The 17,525-nt window shown below is 51.6% G+C and carries 16 protein-coding genes; 7 read left to right on the top strand and 9 right to left on the bottom strand.

Translation table 11 applies throughout. The features are described 5' to 3' along the window. Window positions 1-62 precede the first annotated feature (62 nt). The 4 genes from ACYVIY_RS23130 (at window position 63) to ACYVIY_RS23115 (ending at window position 5,080) form a co-directional block, all read left to right on the top strand. Window positions 63-1,091: a YheT family hydrolase gene (locus tag ACYVIY_RS23130; RefSeq protein WP_460978801.1), complete on the top strand. Its 1,029-nt coding sequence runs from the start codon at window positions 63-65 to the stop codon at window positions 1,089-1,091. Between the two features lie 64 nt (window positions 1,092-1,155). Beyond that, the gene (gene serA / locus ACYVIY_RS23125; protein ID WP_460978800.1) at window positions 1,156-3,075 is read left to right on the top strand and encodes a phosphoglycerate dehydrogenase; all 1,920 of its coding nucleotides are present in this window, start codon (window positions 1,156-1,158) and stop codon (window positions 3,073-3,075) included. A 93-nt stretch (window positions 3,076-3,168) separates the two neighbouring features. After that, on the top strand, window positions 3,169-4,245 hold the full coding sequence (locus tag ACYVIY_RS23120; RefSeq protein ID WP_460978799.1) for an aminotransferase class V-fold PLP-dependent enzyme: 1,077 nt from the start codon (window positions 3,169-3,171) through the stop codon (window positions 4,243-4,245). 139 nt (window positions 4,246-4,384) lie between these two features. Further along, entirely contained in the window at window positions 4,385-5,080 is a 696-nt protein-coding gene (locus ACYVIY_RS23115) for a hypothetical protein (RefSeq protein ID WP_460978798.1), read from the top strand. A gap of 69 nt (window positions 5,081-5,149) precedes the next feature. Here ACYVIY_RS23115 and ACYVIY_RS23110 read toward each other — a convergent pair whose 3' ends face one another. Beyond that, the gene (locus ACYVIY_RS23110) at window positions 5,150-5,671 is read right to left on the bottom strand and encodes a DinB family protein (RefSeq protein ID WP_460978797.1); all 522 of its coding nucleotides are present in this window, start codon (window positions 5,669-5,671) and stop codon (window positions 5,150-5,152) included. 221 nt (window positions 5,672-5,892) lie between these two features. On the opposite strand from ACYVIY_RS23110, the gene ACYVIY_RS23105 reads away from it, so the two are divergent. Then, window positions 5,893-7,026 carry a spore photoproduct lyase family protein gene (locus ACYVIY_RS23105; RefSeq protein WP_460978795.1) on the top strand — a complete coding sequence of 378 codons (1,134 nt, stop codon included), beginning with the start codon at window positions 5,893-5,895 and terminating at the stop codon, window positions 7,024-7,026. A 48-nt stretch (window positions 7,027-7,074) separates the two neighbouring features. Here the strand turns inward: ACYVIY_RS23105 and ACYVIY_RS23100 are convergent, their stop codons facing one another. After that, window positions 7,075-7,404, bottom strand: coding sequence for an endonuclease domain-containing protein (locus tag ACYVIY_RS23100; RefSeq protein ID WP_460978794.1), 330 nt, complete (start codon window positions 7,402-7,404; stop codon window positions 7,075-7,077). Window positions 7,405-7,523: 119 nt separating this feature from the next. Beyond that, a complete protein-coding gene (locus tag ACYVIY_RS23095; protein ID WP_460978793.1) occupies window positions 7,524-9,563 on the bottom strand; it encodes a M13 family metallopeptidase in 2,040 nt (679 codons plus the stop codon). A gap of 128 nt (window positions 9,564-9,691) precedes the next feature. Here ACYVIY_RS23095 and ACYVIY_RS23090 point away from each other — a divergent pair, with 128 nt between their 5' ends. Together ACYVIY_RS23090 and ACYVIY_RS23085 are read left to right on the top strand one after the other, a co-directional pair. After that, on the top strand, window positions 9,692-10,147 hold the full coding sequence (locus ACYVIY_RS23090; RefSeq protein WP_460978792.1) for a DUF4920 domain-containing protein: 456 nt from the start codon (window positions 9,692-9,694) through the stop codon (window positions 10,145-10,147). A 153-nt stretch (window positions 10,148-10,300) separates the two neighbouring features. Then, on the top strand, window positions 10,301-11,578 hold the full coding sequence (locus ACYVIY_RS23085; RefSeq protein WP_460978791.1) for a metal-dependent hydrolase family protein: 1,278 nt from the start codon (window positions 10,301-10,303) through the stop codon (window positions 11,576-11,578). 77 nt (window positions 11,579-11,655) lie between these two features. Here ACYVIY_RS23085 and ACYVIY_RS23080 read toward each other — a convergent pair whose 3' ends face one another. From ACYVIY_RS23080 to uxuA, 6 genes are all read right to left on the bottom strand, one after another. Beyond that, window positions 11,656-12,189 (bottom strand): DUF3592 domain-containing protein, encoded by a 534-nt coding sequence (locus ACYVIY_RS23080; protein ID WP_460978790.1) that lies wholly within the window; start codon window positions 12,187-12,189, stop codon window positions 11,656-11,658. Between the two features lie 394 nt (window positions 12,190-12,583). After that, the gene (locus ACYVIY_RS23075; RefSeq protein ID WP_460978789.1) at window positions 12,584-13,054 is read right to left on the bottom strand and encodes a globin domain-containing protein; all 471 of its coding nucleotides are present in this window, start codon (window positions 13,052-13,054) and stop codon (window positions 12,584-12,586) included. 142 nt (window positions 13,055-13,196) lie between these two features. Beyond that, window positions 13,197-14,048, bottom strand: coding sequence for an alpha/beta fold hydrolase (locus ACYVIY_RS23070; RefSeq protein ID WP_460978788.1), 852 nt, complete (start codon window positions 14,046-14,048; stop codon window positions 13,197-13,199). 9 nt (window positions 14,049-14,057) lie between these two features. Continuing rightward, a complete protein-coding gene (gene uxaC, locus ACYVIY_RS23065; protein ID WP_460978787.1) occupies window positions 14,058-15,485 on the bottom strand; it encodes a glucuronate isomerase in 1,428 nt (475 codons plus the stop codon). An 86-nt stretch (window positions 15,486-15,571) separates the two neighbouring features. Next, window positions 15,572-16,210 carry a hypothetical protein gene (locus ACYVIY_RS23060; protein WP_460978786.1) on the bottom strand — a complete coding sequence of 213 codons (639 nt, stop codon included), beginning with the start codon at window positions 16,208-16,210 and terminating at the stop codon, window positions 15,572-15,574. A 50-nt stretch (window positions 16,211-16,260) separates the two neighbouring features. Next, a complete protein-coding gene (gene uxuA / locus ACYVIY_RS23055) occupies window positions 16,261-17,466 on the bottom strand; it encodes a mannonate dehydratase (protein ID WP_460978785.1) in 1,206 nt (401 codons plus the stop codon). Window positions 17,467-17,525: the final 59 nt, after the last annotated feature.

Here is a 17,525-nt window from a genome sequence, read left to right as displayed (position 1 = left end):
TAAAGCGGGAAACACGTTTTGCTTTGTGTTACCTTTGCGGCTTCAATCACCCGCGTCTTGTAATGCCGCTGATTGCTCCATCCAGTTATCAACCGCCCGCTCGCTTATGGAATGGGCACCTGCAAACCATTATTCCTTCGTTGTTTCGCAAGGTTACGGTTCCTTACGTCCGCGAACGTATCGACACGCCGGATGATGATTTTCTGGATCTGGATTGGGCCTACGGGTCGGCAACCGAGGACGTAACGCCGGAAGCTGCCCCTGTTTCATCAACTCCTTCCGGGCCGCTTGTTATTCTATCGCACGGCTTAGAAGGCAGTTCAACGAGTCAGTATCTGGCCGGTATGGCCCGGCACCTAACCCAGAACGGGTACGACTGTCTGGCCTGGCATTACCGGTCGTGCAGTGGCGAACTGAACCGGCAGCAGCGCTTTTACCACATCGGCGAAACGGGTGATCTACACTTCGTCATTCAATACGCACTCAAAAGGGGGTACCAGACGATTCACCTGATGGGATTCAGCGCGGGCGGCAACGTAACGCTGAAATACCTGGGCGAGCGAAGCCATACGCTAGACCCAGCCATTCAACGGGCGGTCGTTTTTTCGGTGCCCGTCGATCTGATGGGGTCAGCCGAGCGGCTGGAGCGGTGGGATAGTTTGGTGTATAACTATCGGTTTAACCGCACCCTCAAGCGCAAAGTCCTGCAGAAAGCCGAAGCGATGCCGGGTGTATTTTCGACCGCAACTGTGCAGAAAGCTCGCAGCATCCGTGAGTTCGATAATTTATTCACGGCCCCGCAAAATGGCTTCCGGGACGTAACGGACTACTATACCCGCAGCAGTTCACTACAGTTTATCCCGACAATTCGCATTCCTACCCTACTCGTCAACGCTAAAAATGATCCGTTTCTGTCACCGGAATGTTTCCCCAAAACGCTAGCTCAGGAACTCTCAACCGTTTGGATGGAGTTTCCTGCACAAGGTGGACATTGCGGCTTTCCGGCAAAAGAGGGCGGCTTGAACGCTACGTCCTGGTCCGAGAAGCGGGCACTCGAATTTTTGCAGCAAACCAGTACATCCCAGGCTTAGGGCTGGGTCGATATATGATTGTCAATTGCCCCGAAATTCGTTTCGGGGGTTTTCTTATACCCCAATGCTCACCAAACCAATGACTGTCGGCCCGGCCGAACACACGTATTACATCATCGATTTTGACAGCACCTTTACCAAGGTTGAAGCGCTGGACGTACTGGGCGAAATCTCACTCATTGGTCGACCCGACCGCGATGACGTACTGGACCAGATCAAGGCCATTACCGACCGGGGCATGTCGGGCGAGATCTCGTTTACCGAATCGCTCGAGCTTCGGCTGAACCTGTTGAAGGCACATCGCGAGCAGCTGCCCGCGCTTATCGAAACCCTGATGGGCAAAATATCAGACTCGTTCCAGCGCAATCAGCAGTTCCTGAGCGAAAATGCGGATCATATTTATGTGGTCTCCAATGGATTTAAAGAGTTCATTGTGCCGATCGTTACGTCGCTGGGTATACGGGCCGATAATGTCTTTGCCAATACGTTCGTGTTCGATGAGGCCGGTAACATCGTCGGCTTCGATCGGGAGAATCCCTTATCGGCCAACGGGGGGAAATCGCAGGTAATTCGCGCGCTCAACCTCGACGGCGAGGTATACGTTATTGGCGATGGGTATACCGACTACGAAATTCGGGCGGCTGGCCTCGCCAACCGGTTTTATGCCTTCACCGAGAACGTATTACGTCCCCGCGTGGTCGAGAAAGCCGATCACGTAGCACCATCGCTGGATGAATTTCTTTATCACAATCACCTGAGCCGCAGTCAGTCGTATCCGAAAAGCCGCATTAAAGTGCTGCTGCTTGAAAACGTACACCCGGTGGCCGTTCAGTTGTTTGAGCAGGAAGGTTTCAATGTGGAAATTCGGAAAGGTGCGCTGGATGAAGATGAGCTGATCGAAGCCATCCGCGACGTATCGATTCTAGGCATTCGCTCGAAAACGAACGTCACCCGCCGGGTGCTGGAGAACGCCAACAAGCTGATGACGGTCGGTGCCTTCTGCATCGGTACAAACCAGATCGACCTCACCGCCTGCACCGAACGGGGCATCGCCGTTTTCAACGCCCCCTACAGCAATACGCGCTCGGTTGTTGAACTGGCCATCGGCGAGATTATTATGCTCATTCGCAATATTGTTCCCAAGAGCAATGCCATGCACAAAGGCATCTGGGACAAATCGGCGAAGAACAGCTTTGAAGTACGGGGCAAAAAACTGGGACTGGTCGGTTACGGCAACATCGGTACGCAATTGTCCGTAGTGGCCGAAGCCCTGGGCATGGAAGTGTACTTCTACGACGCGGTCGATAAACTGGCGCTCGGTAACGCCCGCAAATGCAAGAGCCTGGATGAACTGCTGGCCATCGCCGACATCATCAGTCTGCATACCGACGGCCGCAAGGAAAACAAAAATCTGATCAGCTACCGGGAGTTTGCGCTCATGAAAAACGGCGTTATCTTCCTGAACCTCTCCCGGGGCCATATCGTCGATATTCCAGCGCTGGTCGATGCCATCGAACGCGGTAAGGTTGCCGGTGCGGGCGTCGACGTTTTCCCGCAGGAGCCTAAAACAAACAACGAGGAATTTGTGAATGCCCTTCGTGAGCTTCCCAACGTGATCCTTACCCCGCACATTGGCGGCAGCACCGAAGAAGCGCAGGAAAACATCGGCAACTTTGTACCTAGTAAACTGCTCGAATACATCAACAACGGCAGTACGTACGGTAGCGTTAATTTTCCGGAACTGCAACTGCCCCTGCTGAAAAACTCGCACCGGTTACTGCACATCCACTCGAACGTACCGGGCATACTGGCCCAAATGAACAACATTTTCGCCAAGTACCACATTAACATTCAGGGTCAGTACCTGAAGACGAATGAGCAGATTGGCTACGTAATTACAGACGTCGCCAAAGAATACGGTGAAGAGGTCGTGGAGGAATTAAAAGGCATCGATCAAACGATCAAATTCAGACTATTATATTAATGAGTGAAAGGGTGAGAGAGCGAAAGAATGAATCTGCCATCGGTAGCTTATTACACTCTTTCGCTCTTTGGCTCTTTCACTCTTTGACTTTTTATGAAACAAGTTTACTTCACGCCGGGTCCGGCAGAGTTGTATCCGACGATTTATCAGCATCTGCAAACGGCGATGGATGAGCAGATCGGCTCAATCTCGCACCGGAGTCAGAAGTTTCGGGATATCTATAAGTTCGCCGATGAGCAGTTGCGAACGCTGTTGACTATTCCCGCTACGCACGGTATATTCTTTACCGGATCAGCCTCTGAAGTCTGGGAACGGCTGCTCTTTAACTGCGTTGAACACGAAAGCTTTCATCTCGTCAACGGCTCGTTCTCCAGGAAATTTTATGATTACGCGCATTCGCTGCACAAGTTTGCGCACATTGTTGAAAAGCCATTCGGCGAGGGGTTTGACGCTGCGGAGATCGATGTGCCGGAATACGCCGAGTTGATCTGTACTACGCATAACGAAACGTCGTCGGGTGTACAAATGCGCCCGGCTGAGCTGCACAAGCTTAAGCGTAAATACCCAAAAACTTTGCTGTGCGTGGATATGGTCTCATCGGCTCCATATCCTGATTTAGACTTTAGTCTGGTCGATTCGGCCTTCTTTTCGGTACAAAAAGCGTTTGGTATGCCCGCCGGTCTGGGCGTCTGGATTGCCAATGAGACCTGTCTGCAAAAGGCAGAACGGCTGCAACAGTACGACTCGTTAACCATTGGTGCTCACCATACCCTACCGACACTCTGGAAGCATTACCAAACGTTTGAAACGCCCGCGACGCCGAACGTATTGTATATCTACCTGTTAGGTAAAATCGCCGAAGATTTTAACAAGATCGGCATTGATACCATCCGGAAACAAACCGAGGAAAAAGCTCGTATGCTGTACAAGTTTCTGGATAGTTCGGAGCAGTTCGAGCCGTTTGTGAAACAGGAGCGGCACCGGTCACAAACGGTTGTTGTCGCCACCACCCAAAAACCATCGGCCGACGTAATTGCCGACGGCAAGAAAGCCAACATGGTTATCGGAAGTGGCTACGGCAAATTCAAAGAGTCACAGATACGTATCGCCAATTTCCCGGCTACCTCAGCTGAGCAGGTGAACGCCCTGATCGAGCAGTTGAAACGATAAATTTGCTAGCTGTCTAGTATTGATAGAACGCCTTTTCACTCGTGGAAAGGCGTTTTTTGTCGCCGTGCCTGCAACCTTATCAGGTAGATATGGTTAACAAAACAGGGTTTCTATAAACACGTTACTCAACTCAACGACGATGAAAAAACTACTTACAACGATTGCTGTACTTGCCTGTGTAACAACGGCTGGCTATAGCCAGAGCCGGTCGGATTCGACCCGAAGTTCGCGGCCACTCCTCGATGAGAACACAAAGCAGGAGGCTCGTCAGAAAGCAGCTCAGGCTGAAGAACGGCTGGAGGAGGAAGTGGAAAAGTCGCTCAGCTACCAGGAACGTAATCAGTTAACCTGGTTTCAGCCCGGCAACCTGTTTTTGGGTGGGGGTATCGGATTCGGACTGGCTAACAAACAAGTGTACACGGCTTTTAATACGCGGCTCGGCTATTTTTTTCAGCCAGGTTTTGCTGCGGGTCTGCGATACGACTACGATCGGTTAGTTGGCAATAAATACCGCTCTCGTCAGGTGGGCGTATTCGCTCGTTATTACCCCTTCCGCACGCGCGTGAGCAGCTTTGTGGGCGCAAGCCTTAACTCAGGCCGGGAGTTTTCTGAGAACATACCGGCGGGTACAAAAGCCAATTACACGAGTGTTGGTCTGGAAATTGGCGCGATGGCCTGGATACTCCGTCGGTTAGGTGCCGAAATAACCTACGAGGGTAACTTCTACAACAAAATTGACCCGACAGCCAGTCGCGGCAAAGGCGGGCGGCTTAAGTTTGGCGTTAACTACTATTTCGGACAGGTCGGCAACCGGGGTGTACGCCTGAACCGGTAAGTAGATAGCATTTAGTACGTAATACGTCCATATAAAGCGATCAGGCTAATTTTGACCTGATCGCTTTTTTTATGCGACTGGCAGTAGCGCGAGGTGATGCTGCGTGTGGATACTGGTAAAATCGAGCATTTCCCGAACCGTAAGTTTGCCCAGGGCGGGATGCGGCATAACGTAACGGTCTAACTCTTCATCGGTCCAAGTCTGTGCTGCCCCAACCAGTGTTTCATAAACCCGCTGAAATCGTTCAGTAATGAGGGCCCGGTCATCGGCCATATCCTCCGTGCGAGGTGACATAGCTTCGGGCGCTTTTAGGCCGGTTTGCAGTACCTGTTTATACGTCTCCGCAATCACCTCGTACGGCCGGTAAGCCTGTTGGGGTTCTCCCCATTGCAGCAATAGCTCGCGCGGCCCCGCCATAAGCCGGGCTACCGGACGCGCCGACAGATATAGGTGCTGCATAACGTCAGCAACGGACCACTTTCCGTTAGCCCGAGTCTTGAACTGCTCATCTGAGAACTGATTCGCTACGTCCAGAAAGGCCTGACAGTCCGTTAGTAGTCGGGTTTTGATTTCGGGTTCTAGGTTATTCATAGTCACTTTTTTCGCCAAGATTACGGCTTTTTTCGGACAACGACTGAACCGTAAAATTAATTGATCCAGCGAACCAAATTGACCATACACCCCTGAATATGAGATACTTAAAAAGACGCCCATTTACTATTACAGGGATTCATTCGGCTTCGAATTGTGTTATGTATATGTAGCGCTGGCGGGTCTATGCCGCTTTTTTGCTACGTCTACTCACTCTCGTTATGACCGCTCAACCAACCGGATTACCTCAGACTTCGTCATCGTCATCACCCCTTGTCAAATCGGCTCGTGTGTGGATGCCGAAGCGCGTTGTTTTCACGCCCGATGCCCTTAAAGAGCCGTTCGGACAAGCCATGTACGAACGTATTTCGGCCTTTGATCTTCCCATTGAAGTCGCTAAGAACAACCGCATTACCGGTTTGCGCGGGGCCGACGAGCGCGAAACGTATCGCATTGCCAAAAATACGCTGGCCATTGTGAATGCGCCCCCGAGCGCCTTTCGCTTACAGCCCATTCCGCCTTCGGCCGACTGGCAAATGAACCTGGCCGAAGGGTGCCCAGCCCACTGTCACTATTGTTACCTGGCCGGTAGCTTAGCCGGTCCTCCGGTCGTGCGCGCCTACGCCAATCTGCCCAAGATGCTCGAACATACGGCCACCTACGAAGGAACGTACCCACCGAACAAGAGCTGGCAAAGCAACGATGCGAACCGGCCGACGACTTTTGAAGTGAGCTGTTATACCGATGTATTAGGTATTGAACATCTGACGGGTAGCTTAGCTGAATGCATCCGCTATTACGGCACTCGGGAGAACGCTCAGTTGCGGTTTGTTTCCAAGTACAATCAGGTGGAGGGTTTACTCGATTTGCCCCACAATGGCCAGACCCGGGCGCGTTTTAGCCTGAATGCCGAGACGGTAGCCCGGCGACTGGAAGGAGGTACGGCATCGGTCGAAGCCCGTTTGCAGGCCATGCGCCAGATGGCGCTCCCTCAGGAACTGGGCGGTGGTGGCTATCCGGTCGGCGTTGTGCTGGCTCCAATTATGCCCATCCCCGATTGGCGCGAACACTATACTGATTTGCTCGACCGCATCCAGGCCACGCTGGACTTCCCCTGTGATCTGACTGTCGAGTTCATCAGCCACCGATTTACACCGGGCTCGAAAGATGTACTCTTGCAATGGTACCCCAATACGTCACTGGAGATGGACGAAGCCGTACGGGCGGAGAAACGTAATAAGTTTGGCGGCACCAAGTACGTGTACCGTCCTGAAGAAATGAAAGAGATGAAAGCCTTTTTCTACAGTGAATGGGCCAGGCGCTTTCCGAACGCACCTATCTTGTACTGGACATAGTCTTCGCCCCTCACCCCAACCCCTCTCCCATTGGGAGAGGGGCTTTTTCTACGTAATACTTAGTTTTATCTTATTGAGCACTTCGTTGATATTGCTCATAATGTCGTCGTTTAAAAAACGCAGTATAACCAAATCCATATCCCGAAGGATTGCTTCTCGCTCTGCATCATTGATCATCGCTTCTGGGGCGTTATGAACCGAGCCATCTATTTCAATTACCAGGCTGTGCTCATGGCAGTAAAAATCAACAATGAATGTTCCGAAGCTGTGTTGTCTACGGAACTTCTTGCCAACTAGCTGCCGGTTTCGCAGTTGCTCCCACAAACTACCTTCAGTATCCGTTTGTCTTTTTCGTAGCTCTCTACGCAGTTCCTTCATCGAAGGAGTACTTGACGCACCACGAGCCATAGTAATTCAGATATATATTTTACCACAAAGCAATTTGGACAAAAAACCCCCTCTCCCACAGGGAGAGGGGGCAGGGGGTGAGGGAAATTTTACCAAACCCGCGCCTGTTGCACTTCCGGCTTATACAATCTCTGACCTGGCTTTACGTTGAACGCCTGATAAAAAGGTGCGAAATTCGTTAATGGACCATTGACCCTGAATTTGGCAGGTGAGTGCGGATCGGTTGAAACACCAACGCGCTCCGCTTCGGGACGAACTTTCTCGCGCCAAACCTGAGCGAAGCCCAGAAAGAACCGCTGGTCGGGCGTGAAACCGTCGATTTTGTCATTGCTTTGTCCCTGCTTCGTCAGCTTAAATGCCTGATAGGCTAACGTAATACCACCCAGGTCAGCCAGATTCTCGCCAAGCGTCAGGTTGCCATTCAAGTGCAGATTGTCCAGAACCGTATAGGCTCCGTACTGGTTAACAACCGGCTGAATTTTTGTTTTGAACCGCTCGGCATCCTGCTTCGTCCACCAGTCGCGCAGATTCCCACTCGCATCGTATTGCCGTCCCTGATCATCGAACAAGTGCGTCATCTCGTGCCCAATCACCATACCAATACCGCCGTAGTTGATTGCATCATCCGCGTCTTTGTCGAAGAAGGGAAACTGAAGTATACCAGCCGGGAACACAATTTCATTGTTAGTGGGGTTGGCATACGCATTAACCGTTGGTGGGGTCATGCCCCACTCCGCACGATCAACGGGCTGATTGATCTTGGCAAACTCTTCTTTGAAATAGTGCTTGCGGGCTCGCTGTACGTTGCCAAAGTAATCGTCGCGTTTAACCGTTACGTCGGAATAATCTTTCCACTTATCTGGATAACCGATTTTCTTAACGAACCGATCCAGCTTCACCAAAGCGACTTTTTTTGTTTCGGGAGCCATCCAGTCGAGCTTTTCGATACGTTCCCGATATACCTTTTGCAGGTTATTGACCAGCGTCAGCATCCGGTCTTTCGCTTCGGCCGGAAAGTATTTCTTAACCCACAACTGCCCCAGCGCTTCGCCCAGTGAACGATCAACGCGGCTGGCAATACGCTTCCAGCGCTCGGGCTGCTGCGGTTGTCCGTACAGCGTTTTGTTGTTGAACTCAAAACTCGCCCGCTCAAAATCACGACTAAGCAGATTGGCATTGTTGTTCAGCACATCAAACTTCAGCCGGTCTTTCAATACGTTGATGGGTGTCGTAGAGAAGGCTTTTTCCAACGCCTGATAGTAACCCGGCTGCCCCACCAGAATAGTATCGATCCGGCTCAGGCCCATGGTGTTCAACAAGTTGCGCCAGTTCAGGCTGGGCATCTGCTTCGTTAAATCAGCCACGGCAAACTTGTTGTAGTTAGCTACGGGGTCGCGCAGGTCAGCGGGCGACTTGTGCGACCGGGCAAGCGCTGTCTCAAACGCCAGAATCGCGTCCGCTTTGGTCTTCGCCGAGATAGAGTCTACGCCCGTGAGGGTGAATAGCTTGGCTACGTAAGCCACAAACGCAGTGCGTATCTTTTTGGTGGCTTCGTCGGTCTTGGTGTAGTATTCTTTTTCGGGCAACGACAAACCCGCCTGACCAAAATTGATTCGATTAATTGAGCTTTGCCGGTCATCAGCGCCAACGTAAAGGCCGATAAACTCGCCCCCTCGGTTTGACTCATCCGCAGCCAGATAACTCAGAACCTGTTTGTAATCAGCCAACGCGTCAATCTTGGCCAGTTCCGCCTTCACGGGCTCGTAACCAAGTTTATCGATGGCAGTCGTGTCCATACCACTAGCGTAAAAATCACCCACCTGCTGCTCCACGGTGCCCGTTTTCGCATCCGCTTTGGCCGCTTCCTCCAGAATCGATCGGGTCTTGCGCTGGTTATCTTCATAAAGCTGGTAGAAAGCACCCCACCCGGTCTGGTCACCTGGAATCTGAGTTTTCTTAATCCAGCGGCCATTGGCGTAGGTGAAAAAATCGTCGCCGGGGCTAACCGTTGTATCCATGCCCGACTTGTCGAAGAATGAGGTGCGGACCGGGGTTTCTTTTTCATTCTGGCAAGCCGTCAGCAACATGGCTCCCAGACCGATCGTTAAAATTTGTAGTGAACGCTCCATACAGGGTTTTAGTAATGCAGTCGATATGGTACTTTTGGGTAAATATAGCAGATTCGTAATGGAATGGATTGCGGGTCACTATCGTATAAAGTCTAGGTAAGTATTGTAATCAAACCTAAATCATTCGCATGAAATATCTTCTGTCTCTCTGCTTTGCATTAGTCTTGTCACTCAGCGCTTTCGCTCAGCATGAGGTAAGCTATCACGGCAAAAAAATTTCCGAAACGAACGCCATTCCGGCTACCCAACTGACGGCTAAAATGGGCGACAAAGAAAAAATGTCCGCCAAGGTTGAAGGTACCGTTGAGTCGGTCTGCAAAGTGAAAGGCTGCTGGATGAAAGTCAAAACCGGGGATGGCCAAACCATGCGCGTGATGTTCAAAGACTACGCCTTCTTTGTTCCAAAGGATATCGTCGGTAAAACGGTAGTTGTTGAAGGCATTGCCGAAACCACCACAACGCCAGTCGATGAACTCCGCCACTACGCGGAAGACGCGGGTAAGTCGAAAGAAGAGATTGCCAAGATTACCGAACCTGAAAAGGCCCTCACCTTTATGGCTGACGGTGTGATTGTAAAAAGATAATGCGGAGTTATTCGTAGGCCGGGATTACGGTGGCGGGCTACGTAGCGCAACCGCTAAATTTCTGTAAGCAGGCGAATTAATTCGCCTGCTTCTGTATTTTCAGGGCCGCAACCATTGGTTGCGGCTTTTTTGTACTTAACCAACCAGACATTCATGAAAAAACTGTACCTGCTGGCGGGGATTTGGCTATTGGCTTCGCCCCTGTTCGCCCAACGTACCCTGATTCACTGCGGCAATCTGTTCGACGGTGTTCGCAACGACATGCAACGCGAAATGACCATCGTGGTAGAAGGTAACAAGATCACCGCTGTTCAGAAGGGGTTCACCGCTCACGCGGGTCAGGACCGCGTTGTGGACATGAAAACCAAAACCGTGCTGCCCGGCCTGATCGACATGCACGTTCACCTGGAAAGTGAAACCCGGCGCGGGGGTCTGATCGACCGCTTCACGCAGAACGTACCGGACGTAGCGTTTCAAGCGGCAAACTATGCCAAGAAGACCTTACTGGCCGGTTTCACTACGGTACGTGATCTGGGCGGCACCGGTATCAACGTAGCGTTACGTAACGCGGTCAACCGGGGCATGGTCGATGGGCCGCGTATTCTGACGGTCGGTAAATCCATTGCCACAACGGGCGGCCACGCTGACCCTACCAATGGCTTTCGTAAAGATTTAATGGGTGACCCAGGGCCGGAAGAGGGCGTAATCAATGGTCCTGACGAGGCTAGAAAAGCCGTACGTCAGCGCTATAAAGATGGCTCCGACCTCATCAAAATTACGGCCACGGGTGGGGTGCTTAGCAACGCGAAAGATGGTTCCGGACCGCAGTTTTCGGATGAAGAACTGAAAGCAATTGTCGAAACGGCCAAAGATTACGGCTTTGCGGTAGCCGCTCACGCGCACGGTGCCGAAGGAATAAAGCGGGCCGTTCGGGCCGGTGTCCAGACCATTGAGCACGGCACCTACATGGATGATGAAGCCATTGAACTATTTAAAAAGCACGGTACCTATTACGTACCGACCATTATCGCGGGCAAAACTGTAGCCGACTCGGCCCGGATGTTTGGATACTACCCTGCACTGGTTACGCCGAAAGCGTTAGCCGTTGGCCCCAAAATTCAGGCAACGTTTGGCAAAGCTTACAAAGCAGGGGTTAAGATTGCGTTCGGAACCGACGCTGGCGTTTATATCCACGGTTATAACGCCAAAGAGTTTGAATACATGGTCGAAGCCGGTATGCCTCCTCTGGAAGCGCTGAAGTCGGCATTGATGACCAACGCCAAGCTGTTGGGTATGGATACACAGATTGGCTCCGTTGAAGCGGGCAAGCTGGCCGATATTATTGCGGTCGATGAAAATCCGATTCAAAACATTAAGACTCTGCAAGCTGTGCGGTTTGTGATGAAAGACGGCAAAGTGTATAAGCAGTAGTTGATAGGCAAACGGTGGCGGATTAATTGATGCCAACAGATGATGAGACCCAGCTTCATCAGCATGAGAGCTGGGTCTTAGTGATTTACTCTGACTACTTTAAATTTTAGACAGGATACAATTGCGCCTACTGATGCCAGTAATATGGGTAATCCAATAAAGGCCAGAACAATGGTTGTCAGCCAAAGGCCCATAAACTCATCCACTTGGGCGTCTTCCGGATCACCGGGCAGGTAACGAACGTCGATTTGCTGACCAACACGATGGCTGTGCTGGGAAGACCCTACCGACGATGTGAACGTAAAGGACTCTCCTACCGGGGTTTTGAACCGGACCGTTGGGTGATAATACGTGGTGGTTCGGTTCTTGGCACTATCATGTGATTTCCGTTTTTCAATACCGACGATCTCACCGGATGCTACAGCGGAATGATTCAGCCACGTTCGGGTTGTATGGTAACTATACATACTGCCCAGCATCAGGTTTGCCCCGACGAAGCCAACTATAACCGCCAATACAACTGGAGTTCTAACGGGTAGCCAACCTCTCAGGAAACTATAAAGGCTGGCTACCAAGATTATACCACTGGTAATCAAACAAAGGTGGAGCATCGTTGTATGAGGAAAGGAGTTAAGTCAGCCAGTAAGGAAGTAGAGCCCGTCACAGACCAGACAGTACAGTAGTGACAGTTATTCCACTGGTTACTAACGCCAGTTCTTTATGTCAATGAAGAGAAATAGTACCAGAAACAAAATCGGCCATGCCAGATAAGATAGCCCCAAAAAAGCGAAGCCAGCTCCCACTTTCCCTTGGATCATAGCCAGATAGTAAGCCCATCCTAATAGTCCCAGCACTGTCACACTGATTACCAGGAACATCAGGTCTTCCTGTCTTGTATGTGATGGTCCCGGAGGAGTAAATAATGAAAATAGGGAGCCGAAAGTCATAACAAAGTAGAAGGCTGTGAATAAGCCGTTAACTACCAGCGGAATACAGAATATAATCTTAATAACCGGGTGCATAGCTGAGTGGATAAGGTTCTGAGGGGCCAGGGGCGGTAATGGCCGATTGTACTGCGCTACTCATTATCTCGGCCAATAAGGTGTAACAGACGGTCCAGGCTTCTTTCACCTCCGGCGTCCAGTCAGCGTCAAGTGCGCGCTCCAGGGTCCATAATAGCGCCTGTCCCACATACGTATAGTGCTGCTCAGTAATGCCACGGTGTTCGTAGTAACGGGCCAACACCGCAGCATCCTCAACCATACTATCAACGTTGTTGAGCCGACTGACTACGTAGGTCAGCATGGCCATAAGCTGAATGGATTGCTCGGGCAGCCCCGCGCGACCAAAGATAATTTGCAGCTCAGGCGCAATGTCAAATAAACGATTATAGAATACCTGCCCAACCGCTTCGGGTGCTACGTCGGCGACGCGCTGATAGGTCTTTCGGACCAACCGGGCTTGTTCAAAAGTCATGAGTCGTTGTGTTGTTTACGACTCAAAACTAGGGCAGTTAACAAGCTCGGGTCAAAGAAGATAATTCGAGACGCTGTTTATGAATAACAGGCGACGCAGAAAAGAAGATGAGTCGTTTGACCTCCCGCAAAGCTTTGTTTTGTTATTCGGCCAGAAAGCTAATCAGTAGCTGGTTTACTTGGCTGCTTTCTTCGTGCTGGACCCAATGCGTTGCCTTTTCGAAGAAAACGATACGTCCGTTGTCGCAGAGGTCGATGCTGGGCTGCGCCATGTCGCGCTTTAAAAACGTATCCCTGGCCCCCCAGATTAACAGCGTAGGCACGGTAATTCGAATTCGGGTACTACGTTTGGGTGGATGCTGAATCGTAGCGCGATACCAGTTCACCATGGCCGTAAACGCACCGGGTTGCGACCAGGCGTCCCGGTATTGGTCGAGGTCAGCTTCGATAAACGTACCGCGTCGACTAGTGCTGGTGAGGGTGCGGGTAAGCAGCCTCCAATGACCGATACGCGACAGCAGTTCAGGCAATACAGGAATTTGGAAAAAGCCGATGTACCAGCTCCGGCGCATCTGTCCAAAGTCACGACTCACGAATTGCTTCATCACAGCCGGATGCGGTACGTTCAGGACCACGAGCCGCTCAACCCGTTCGGGATACGTAGCGGCTGTCCACCAGGCCACGGCCGCACCCCAGTCGTGGCCGACCAGCCGGGCTTTTTGCGCCCCAGCGGCATCTATTAAGCCGACGACATCAGCCGCCAGCGTATCAACCGTATACGACTTAACACCGGCCGGTTTGTCACTCCGGTTGTACCCCCGCTGATCGGGCACCCAGACCCGGTAACCGGCCCCGGCTAAGTCGTCGATCTGGCGCTTCCAGCCGTACCAGAATTCCGGAAAGCCATGCAATAGAATGAGCAGCGGACCATCAGCTGGACCGGCCTGCACAACATGCAGCCGAATGCCGTTTGTCTCGACGAGCTGATGCTGCATACGGTGGGGTTAAAATCCGAAATACCGCTCGGCATTTCGGAAGCAAATGTCCTGTATGATCTGGCCAATCCAGTCGACATCGTTCGGCAGCTCACCGTTTTCGACGTCGTTGCCGAACATATTGCACAGAATCCGCCGGAAGTACTCATGGCGGCTGTAGGACAGAAAACTTCGCGAATCCGTTAGCATACCGACAAAGGCACTCAGCAACCCCATGTTCGACAGGGCGTTGATCTGCTTCTCCATGCCATCTTTCTGATCCAGAAACCACCAGCCCGACCCGAACTGCACTTTACCGCGTACTGAACCATCGTTGAAATTGCCGATCATAGTAGCAATGACCTCGTTATCGGCGGGGTTCAGGTTGTACAAGATGGTTTTAGCCAGTTTGTCGCGATCGTCTAGCCCCCCCAGGAAGCGGGATAAAGCCTGCGCCTGCGGAAAATCTCCGATGCTATCCCAACCCGTATCAGGGCCGAGGTCACGTAGGCGACGCCGGTTGTTGTTCCGTAAAGCGCCCAGGTGAAATTGCTGCGTCCAGCCTTTTTCGTGATCCCATTCGGCAAACTGCACGAGCATGAACGATTTAAACTTCAACACGTCCAGAGGACTGATGGCAGCAGTACCCTCCTGCCCGCTTCCGAGCAGTTTCGCAAAAATTGAATCAATTTCGCTGTCCAGGTACGGTTCCGCATACACCATTTCGAGTCCATGATCCGACAGGCGGCATCCCATCTCGGCAAAGTAGTCGTGCCGTGATTTCAGCGCATCGAGGTACTGAGCCAGCGAACGAATCTCGGTATTCGTCACTTCCGCTACTTTCTGAACGTACGCCCGGAAAGTCACGGGTTCGTCGGCTGCCATGGCTTTGTCGGGCCGGAACGTTGGCAGTACGTTCACCGTAAAGTCACTGTTGGCAATTGCCCGGTGATACTCGAGTGAGTCCGTAGGATCGTCCGTTGTGCACACGACCCGCACGTCGAAATGACGTAACAAGGTGCGCGTTGACAAGTGTGGCAACTGCTCATTGCACGTTGCGTAAATTGATGACGCCGTTGACGGGCTTAGAATATCGGTGACGCCAAATGGGTTCTTGAGTTCCAGATGGGTCCAGTGATACAAGGGGTTACGTAACGTATAAGGAACCGTTTCCGCCCATTTTTCAAACTTCTCCCAGTCCGATGCATCACCCGTGCAAAAGCGCTCTGAAACACCGTGCGTCCGCATCGCCCGCCACTTGTAATGATCGCCGTAAAGCCAGATCTGCGTCATATTCTCAAACCGCTTGTCGGCCGCGATCTGATCGGGCGGCAGATGGCAATGGTAATCGATGATCGGCATCGAACGGGCGTACTCATGATAGAGCCGCCGGGCGGTTTCCGTTTGCAGCAGAAAATCGTCGGACAAAAACGTGGGCGAGGGAGCGAGTGTATTCATACGCACAAAAGTAAAAGCCGGGCTGTTTCTCCCGGCTTTTCACATTATTTTTTCGATACAGAATAAGGGAATAAGCTGCTGCGCATCTACTCTTTTTTAGGATTCGGCAGTAGCTGATCCGGAACAACCAGGCAATTCGATAAAATGTCAATAGGTTGATTCCAATCTTTTATAACCCAGTCTTGATTCGGTTCAGCGATCCATGTTTTCCGAGATTTTGTAAAGAGCCATACCACCTTCTCTACGCCAAAATCAAGTAATCGTTCTGTTTTCTGTCCGTAGTAATCAAAGGGTTCATTAAAACGGCTCATATCGGCTTTGGTATCAATCTCAATGGCTACTTTGGGAGGCACCCAAGCGTATTTTTCCCAGTCTTGCCCCTCCAATTGCTCAAGTGTGAAGATCGCGACATCACAGGCGCGCCAATCCCCCTTTTTAAATTGAATACCCAAGTCATTGCCTAGCACAGCATAGGTGTTCATGTCAAGCGAGTTAGACAGGTAGGCAATGAGTCGACTGGCAAGAAGACTTTGTAAGATACTCGAACTCATTAGTTGCTCTACCGTTTTGATACCTGTCAACACCTCCTTATACCCATCATAATAGACCGGTTTGCCATCCCACAACTCATAAATGAGTGATTTAAGCAATCGCTCCCGCTCCATTCGACGATGGCGCTGTTCAGGGTTAGGAGTTGAGTGTTTAAGCTTACCGACGACTGCCATAGGTTACGCTGATTGCATACTGCAAGATAAACAATATCTAAGCCTGATGGCTATTTCTCCCAGGAACTCGTTATGCCCAGCATCAATCCCCGTAGCTCGGCCAGGCCGCGCAGCCGTCCAATGGCGGTATAACCCGGATTGGTTCGCTTACCCGATGTCAGGTCGTCGAGCATCCGATGGCCGTGGTCCGGGCGGAACGGCATCCGCAGATCAGTACGTCCATCTTCCTGCCGACGTTTCTGCTCTACCAGTAAGGCTCGCATGACCTGTGCCATCGGTACGTCGCCTTCCAGGTGGTTGGCTTCCTGAAAACTGCCTTCAACACCGCCGGTCGAACTTGTACGCTCCGTACTACGTAGGTGAACGAAGTGGATGCGGTTCCCCAACCGGTCGACCATGCCCACCAGGTCATTGTCGGGCCGAACGCCGTAGGAACCGGTGCAAAAGCAGATGCCATTGGCGGGCGAATCAGCAGCCGCCAGCAAGGAGCGGGCATCGGCTTCGGTGCTTACAACACGGGGCAGGCCCAGAATCGGATACGGCGGATCATCGGGGTGAATGGCGAGCCGGACACCAACGGACTCCGCTACGGGCGTAATCTCGCGCAGAAAGTCATATAAGTGCTTACGCAAATCATAATCACTGACGTCTTTATACGTATCGAGTGCTTCGCGAAATTGCTCAATGGTGTAACTTTCTTCTGAACCGGGAAGCCCGGCTATGATCGTGCGGGTCAGGCGTTTAACCTGCGCTTCGGTCATAGTATCCAGATAGGCCCGCGCCTGATGCTTCTGGGTATCGTTGTACAAATAATTTGCCCCCGGCCGCTGAAGAATATACAGTTCGAAAGCGGCAAATTCGGTGGCGTCGAACCGGAGTCCGGTCGATCCGTCGGGCATCGGGTAATCGAGGTCAGTACGTGTCCAGTCGAGTACCGGCATAAAATTATAACAGACCGTATCGACACCCGCCTGGGCCAGATTGACGATGGATTCCTTATAATTCTCGATATACTGTTTGTAGTCGCCGGTATGCGTTTTAATGCCTTCGTGTACCGGAATACTTTCCACCACCGACCAGGTCAGCCCGGTGCTTTCGATTTGCGCCTTGCGCTGAAGAATTTCATCCAGGGTCCATACCACACCATTTTTGAGATGATGCAAGGCGGTTACAATACCAGTAGCACCAGCTTGCCGGATGTCGTTCAGGGATACGGGGTCGTTGGGTCCGAACCACCGCCAGGTTTGTTCAAGCATATTAGTAGTCAACAGCAGCCAGCCGCTGGTTGAGAGAGTTTAAGGCGGCTATGTTAGGT

This window comes from Spirosoma knui, assembly GCF_054780635.1.
The sequence above is the reverse complement of the archived record's forward strand: the minus strand, read 5'-3'. Positions and strand labels throughout refer to the sequence as shown.

Bases quoted from the DNA above. Each gene is read 5' to 3' on its own strand.
- ACYVIY_RS23090 (WP_460978792.1), top strand. From the start codon at position 9,692: ATGAAATATCTTCTGTCTCTCTGCTTTGCATTAGTCTTGTCACTCAGC.
- serA (WP_460978800.1), top strand. From the start codon at position 1,156: ATGCTCACCAAACCAATGACTGTCGGCCCGGCCGAACACACGTATTAC.
- uxuA (WP_460978785.1), bottom strand. From the start codon at position 17,466: ATGCTTGAACAAACCTGGCGGTGGTTCGGACCCAACGACCCCGTATCC.
- ACYVIY_RS23105 (WP_460978795.1), top strand. From the start codon at position 5,893: ATGACCGCTCAACCAACCGGATTACCTCAGACTTCGTCATCGTCATCA.
- ACYVIY_RS23120 (WP_460978799.1), top strand. From the start codon at position 3,169: ATGAAACAAGTTTACTTCACGCCGGGTCCGGCAGAGTTGTATCCGACG.
- ACYVIY_RS23130 (WP_460978801.1), top strand. From the start codon at position 63: ATGCCGCTGATTGCTCCATCCAGTTATCAACCGCCCGCTCGCTTATGG.
- ACYVIY_RS23115 (WP_460978798.1), top strand. From the start codon at position 4,385: ATGAAAAAACTACTTACAACGATTGCTGTACTTGCCTGTGTAACAACG.
- ACYVIY_RS23075 (WP_460978789.1), bottom strand. From the start codon at position 13,054: ATGACTTTTGAACAAGCCCGGTTGGTCCGAAAGACCTATCAGCGCGTC.
- ACYVIY_RS23085 (WP_460978791.1), top strand. From the start codon at position 10,301: ATGAAAAAACTGTACCTGCTGGCGGGGATTTGGCTATTGGCTTCGCCC.
- ACYVIY_RS23070 (WP_460978788.1), bottom strand. From the start codon at position 14,048: ATGCAGCATCAGCTCGTCGAGACAAACGGCATTCGGCTGCATGTTGTG.
- ACYVIY_RS23060 (WP_460978786.1), bottom strand. From the start codon at position 16,210: ATGGCAGTCGTCGGTAAGCTTAAACACTCAACTCCTAACCCTGAACAG.
- ACYVIY_RS23110 (WP_460978797.1), bottom strand. From the start codon at position 5,671: ATGAATAACCTAGAACCCGAAATCAAAACCCGACTACTAACGGACTGT.
- ACYVIY_RS23095 (WP_460978793.1), bottom strand. From the start codon at position 9,563: ATGGAGCGTTCACTACAAATTTTAACGATCGGTCTGGGAGCCATGTTG.
- ACYVIY_RS23080 (WP_460978790.1), bottom strand. From the start codon at position 12,189: ATGCTCCACCTTTGTTTGATTACCAGTGGTATAATCTTGGTAGCCAGC.
- uxaC (WP_460978787.1), bottom strand. From the start codon at position 15,485: ATGAATACACTCGCTCCCTCGCCCACGTTTTTGTCCGACGATTTTCTG.
- ACYVIY_RS23100 (WP_460978794.1), bottom strand. From the start codon at position 7,404: ATGAAGGAACTGCGTAGAGAGCTACGAAAAAGACAAACGGATACTGAA.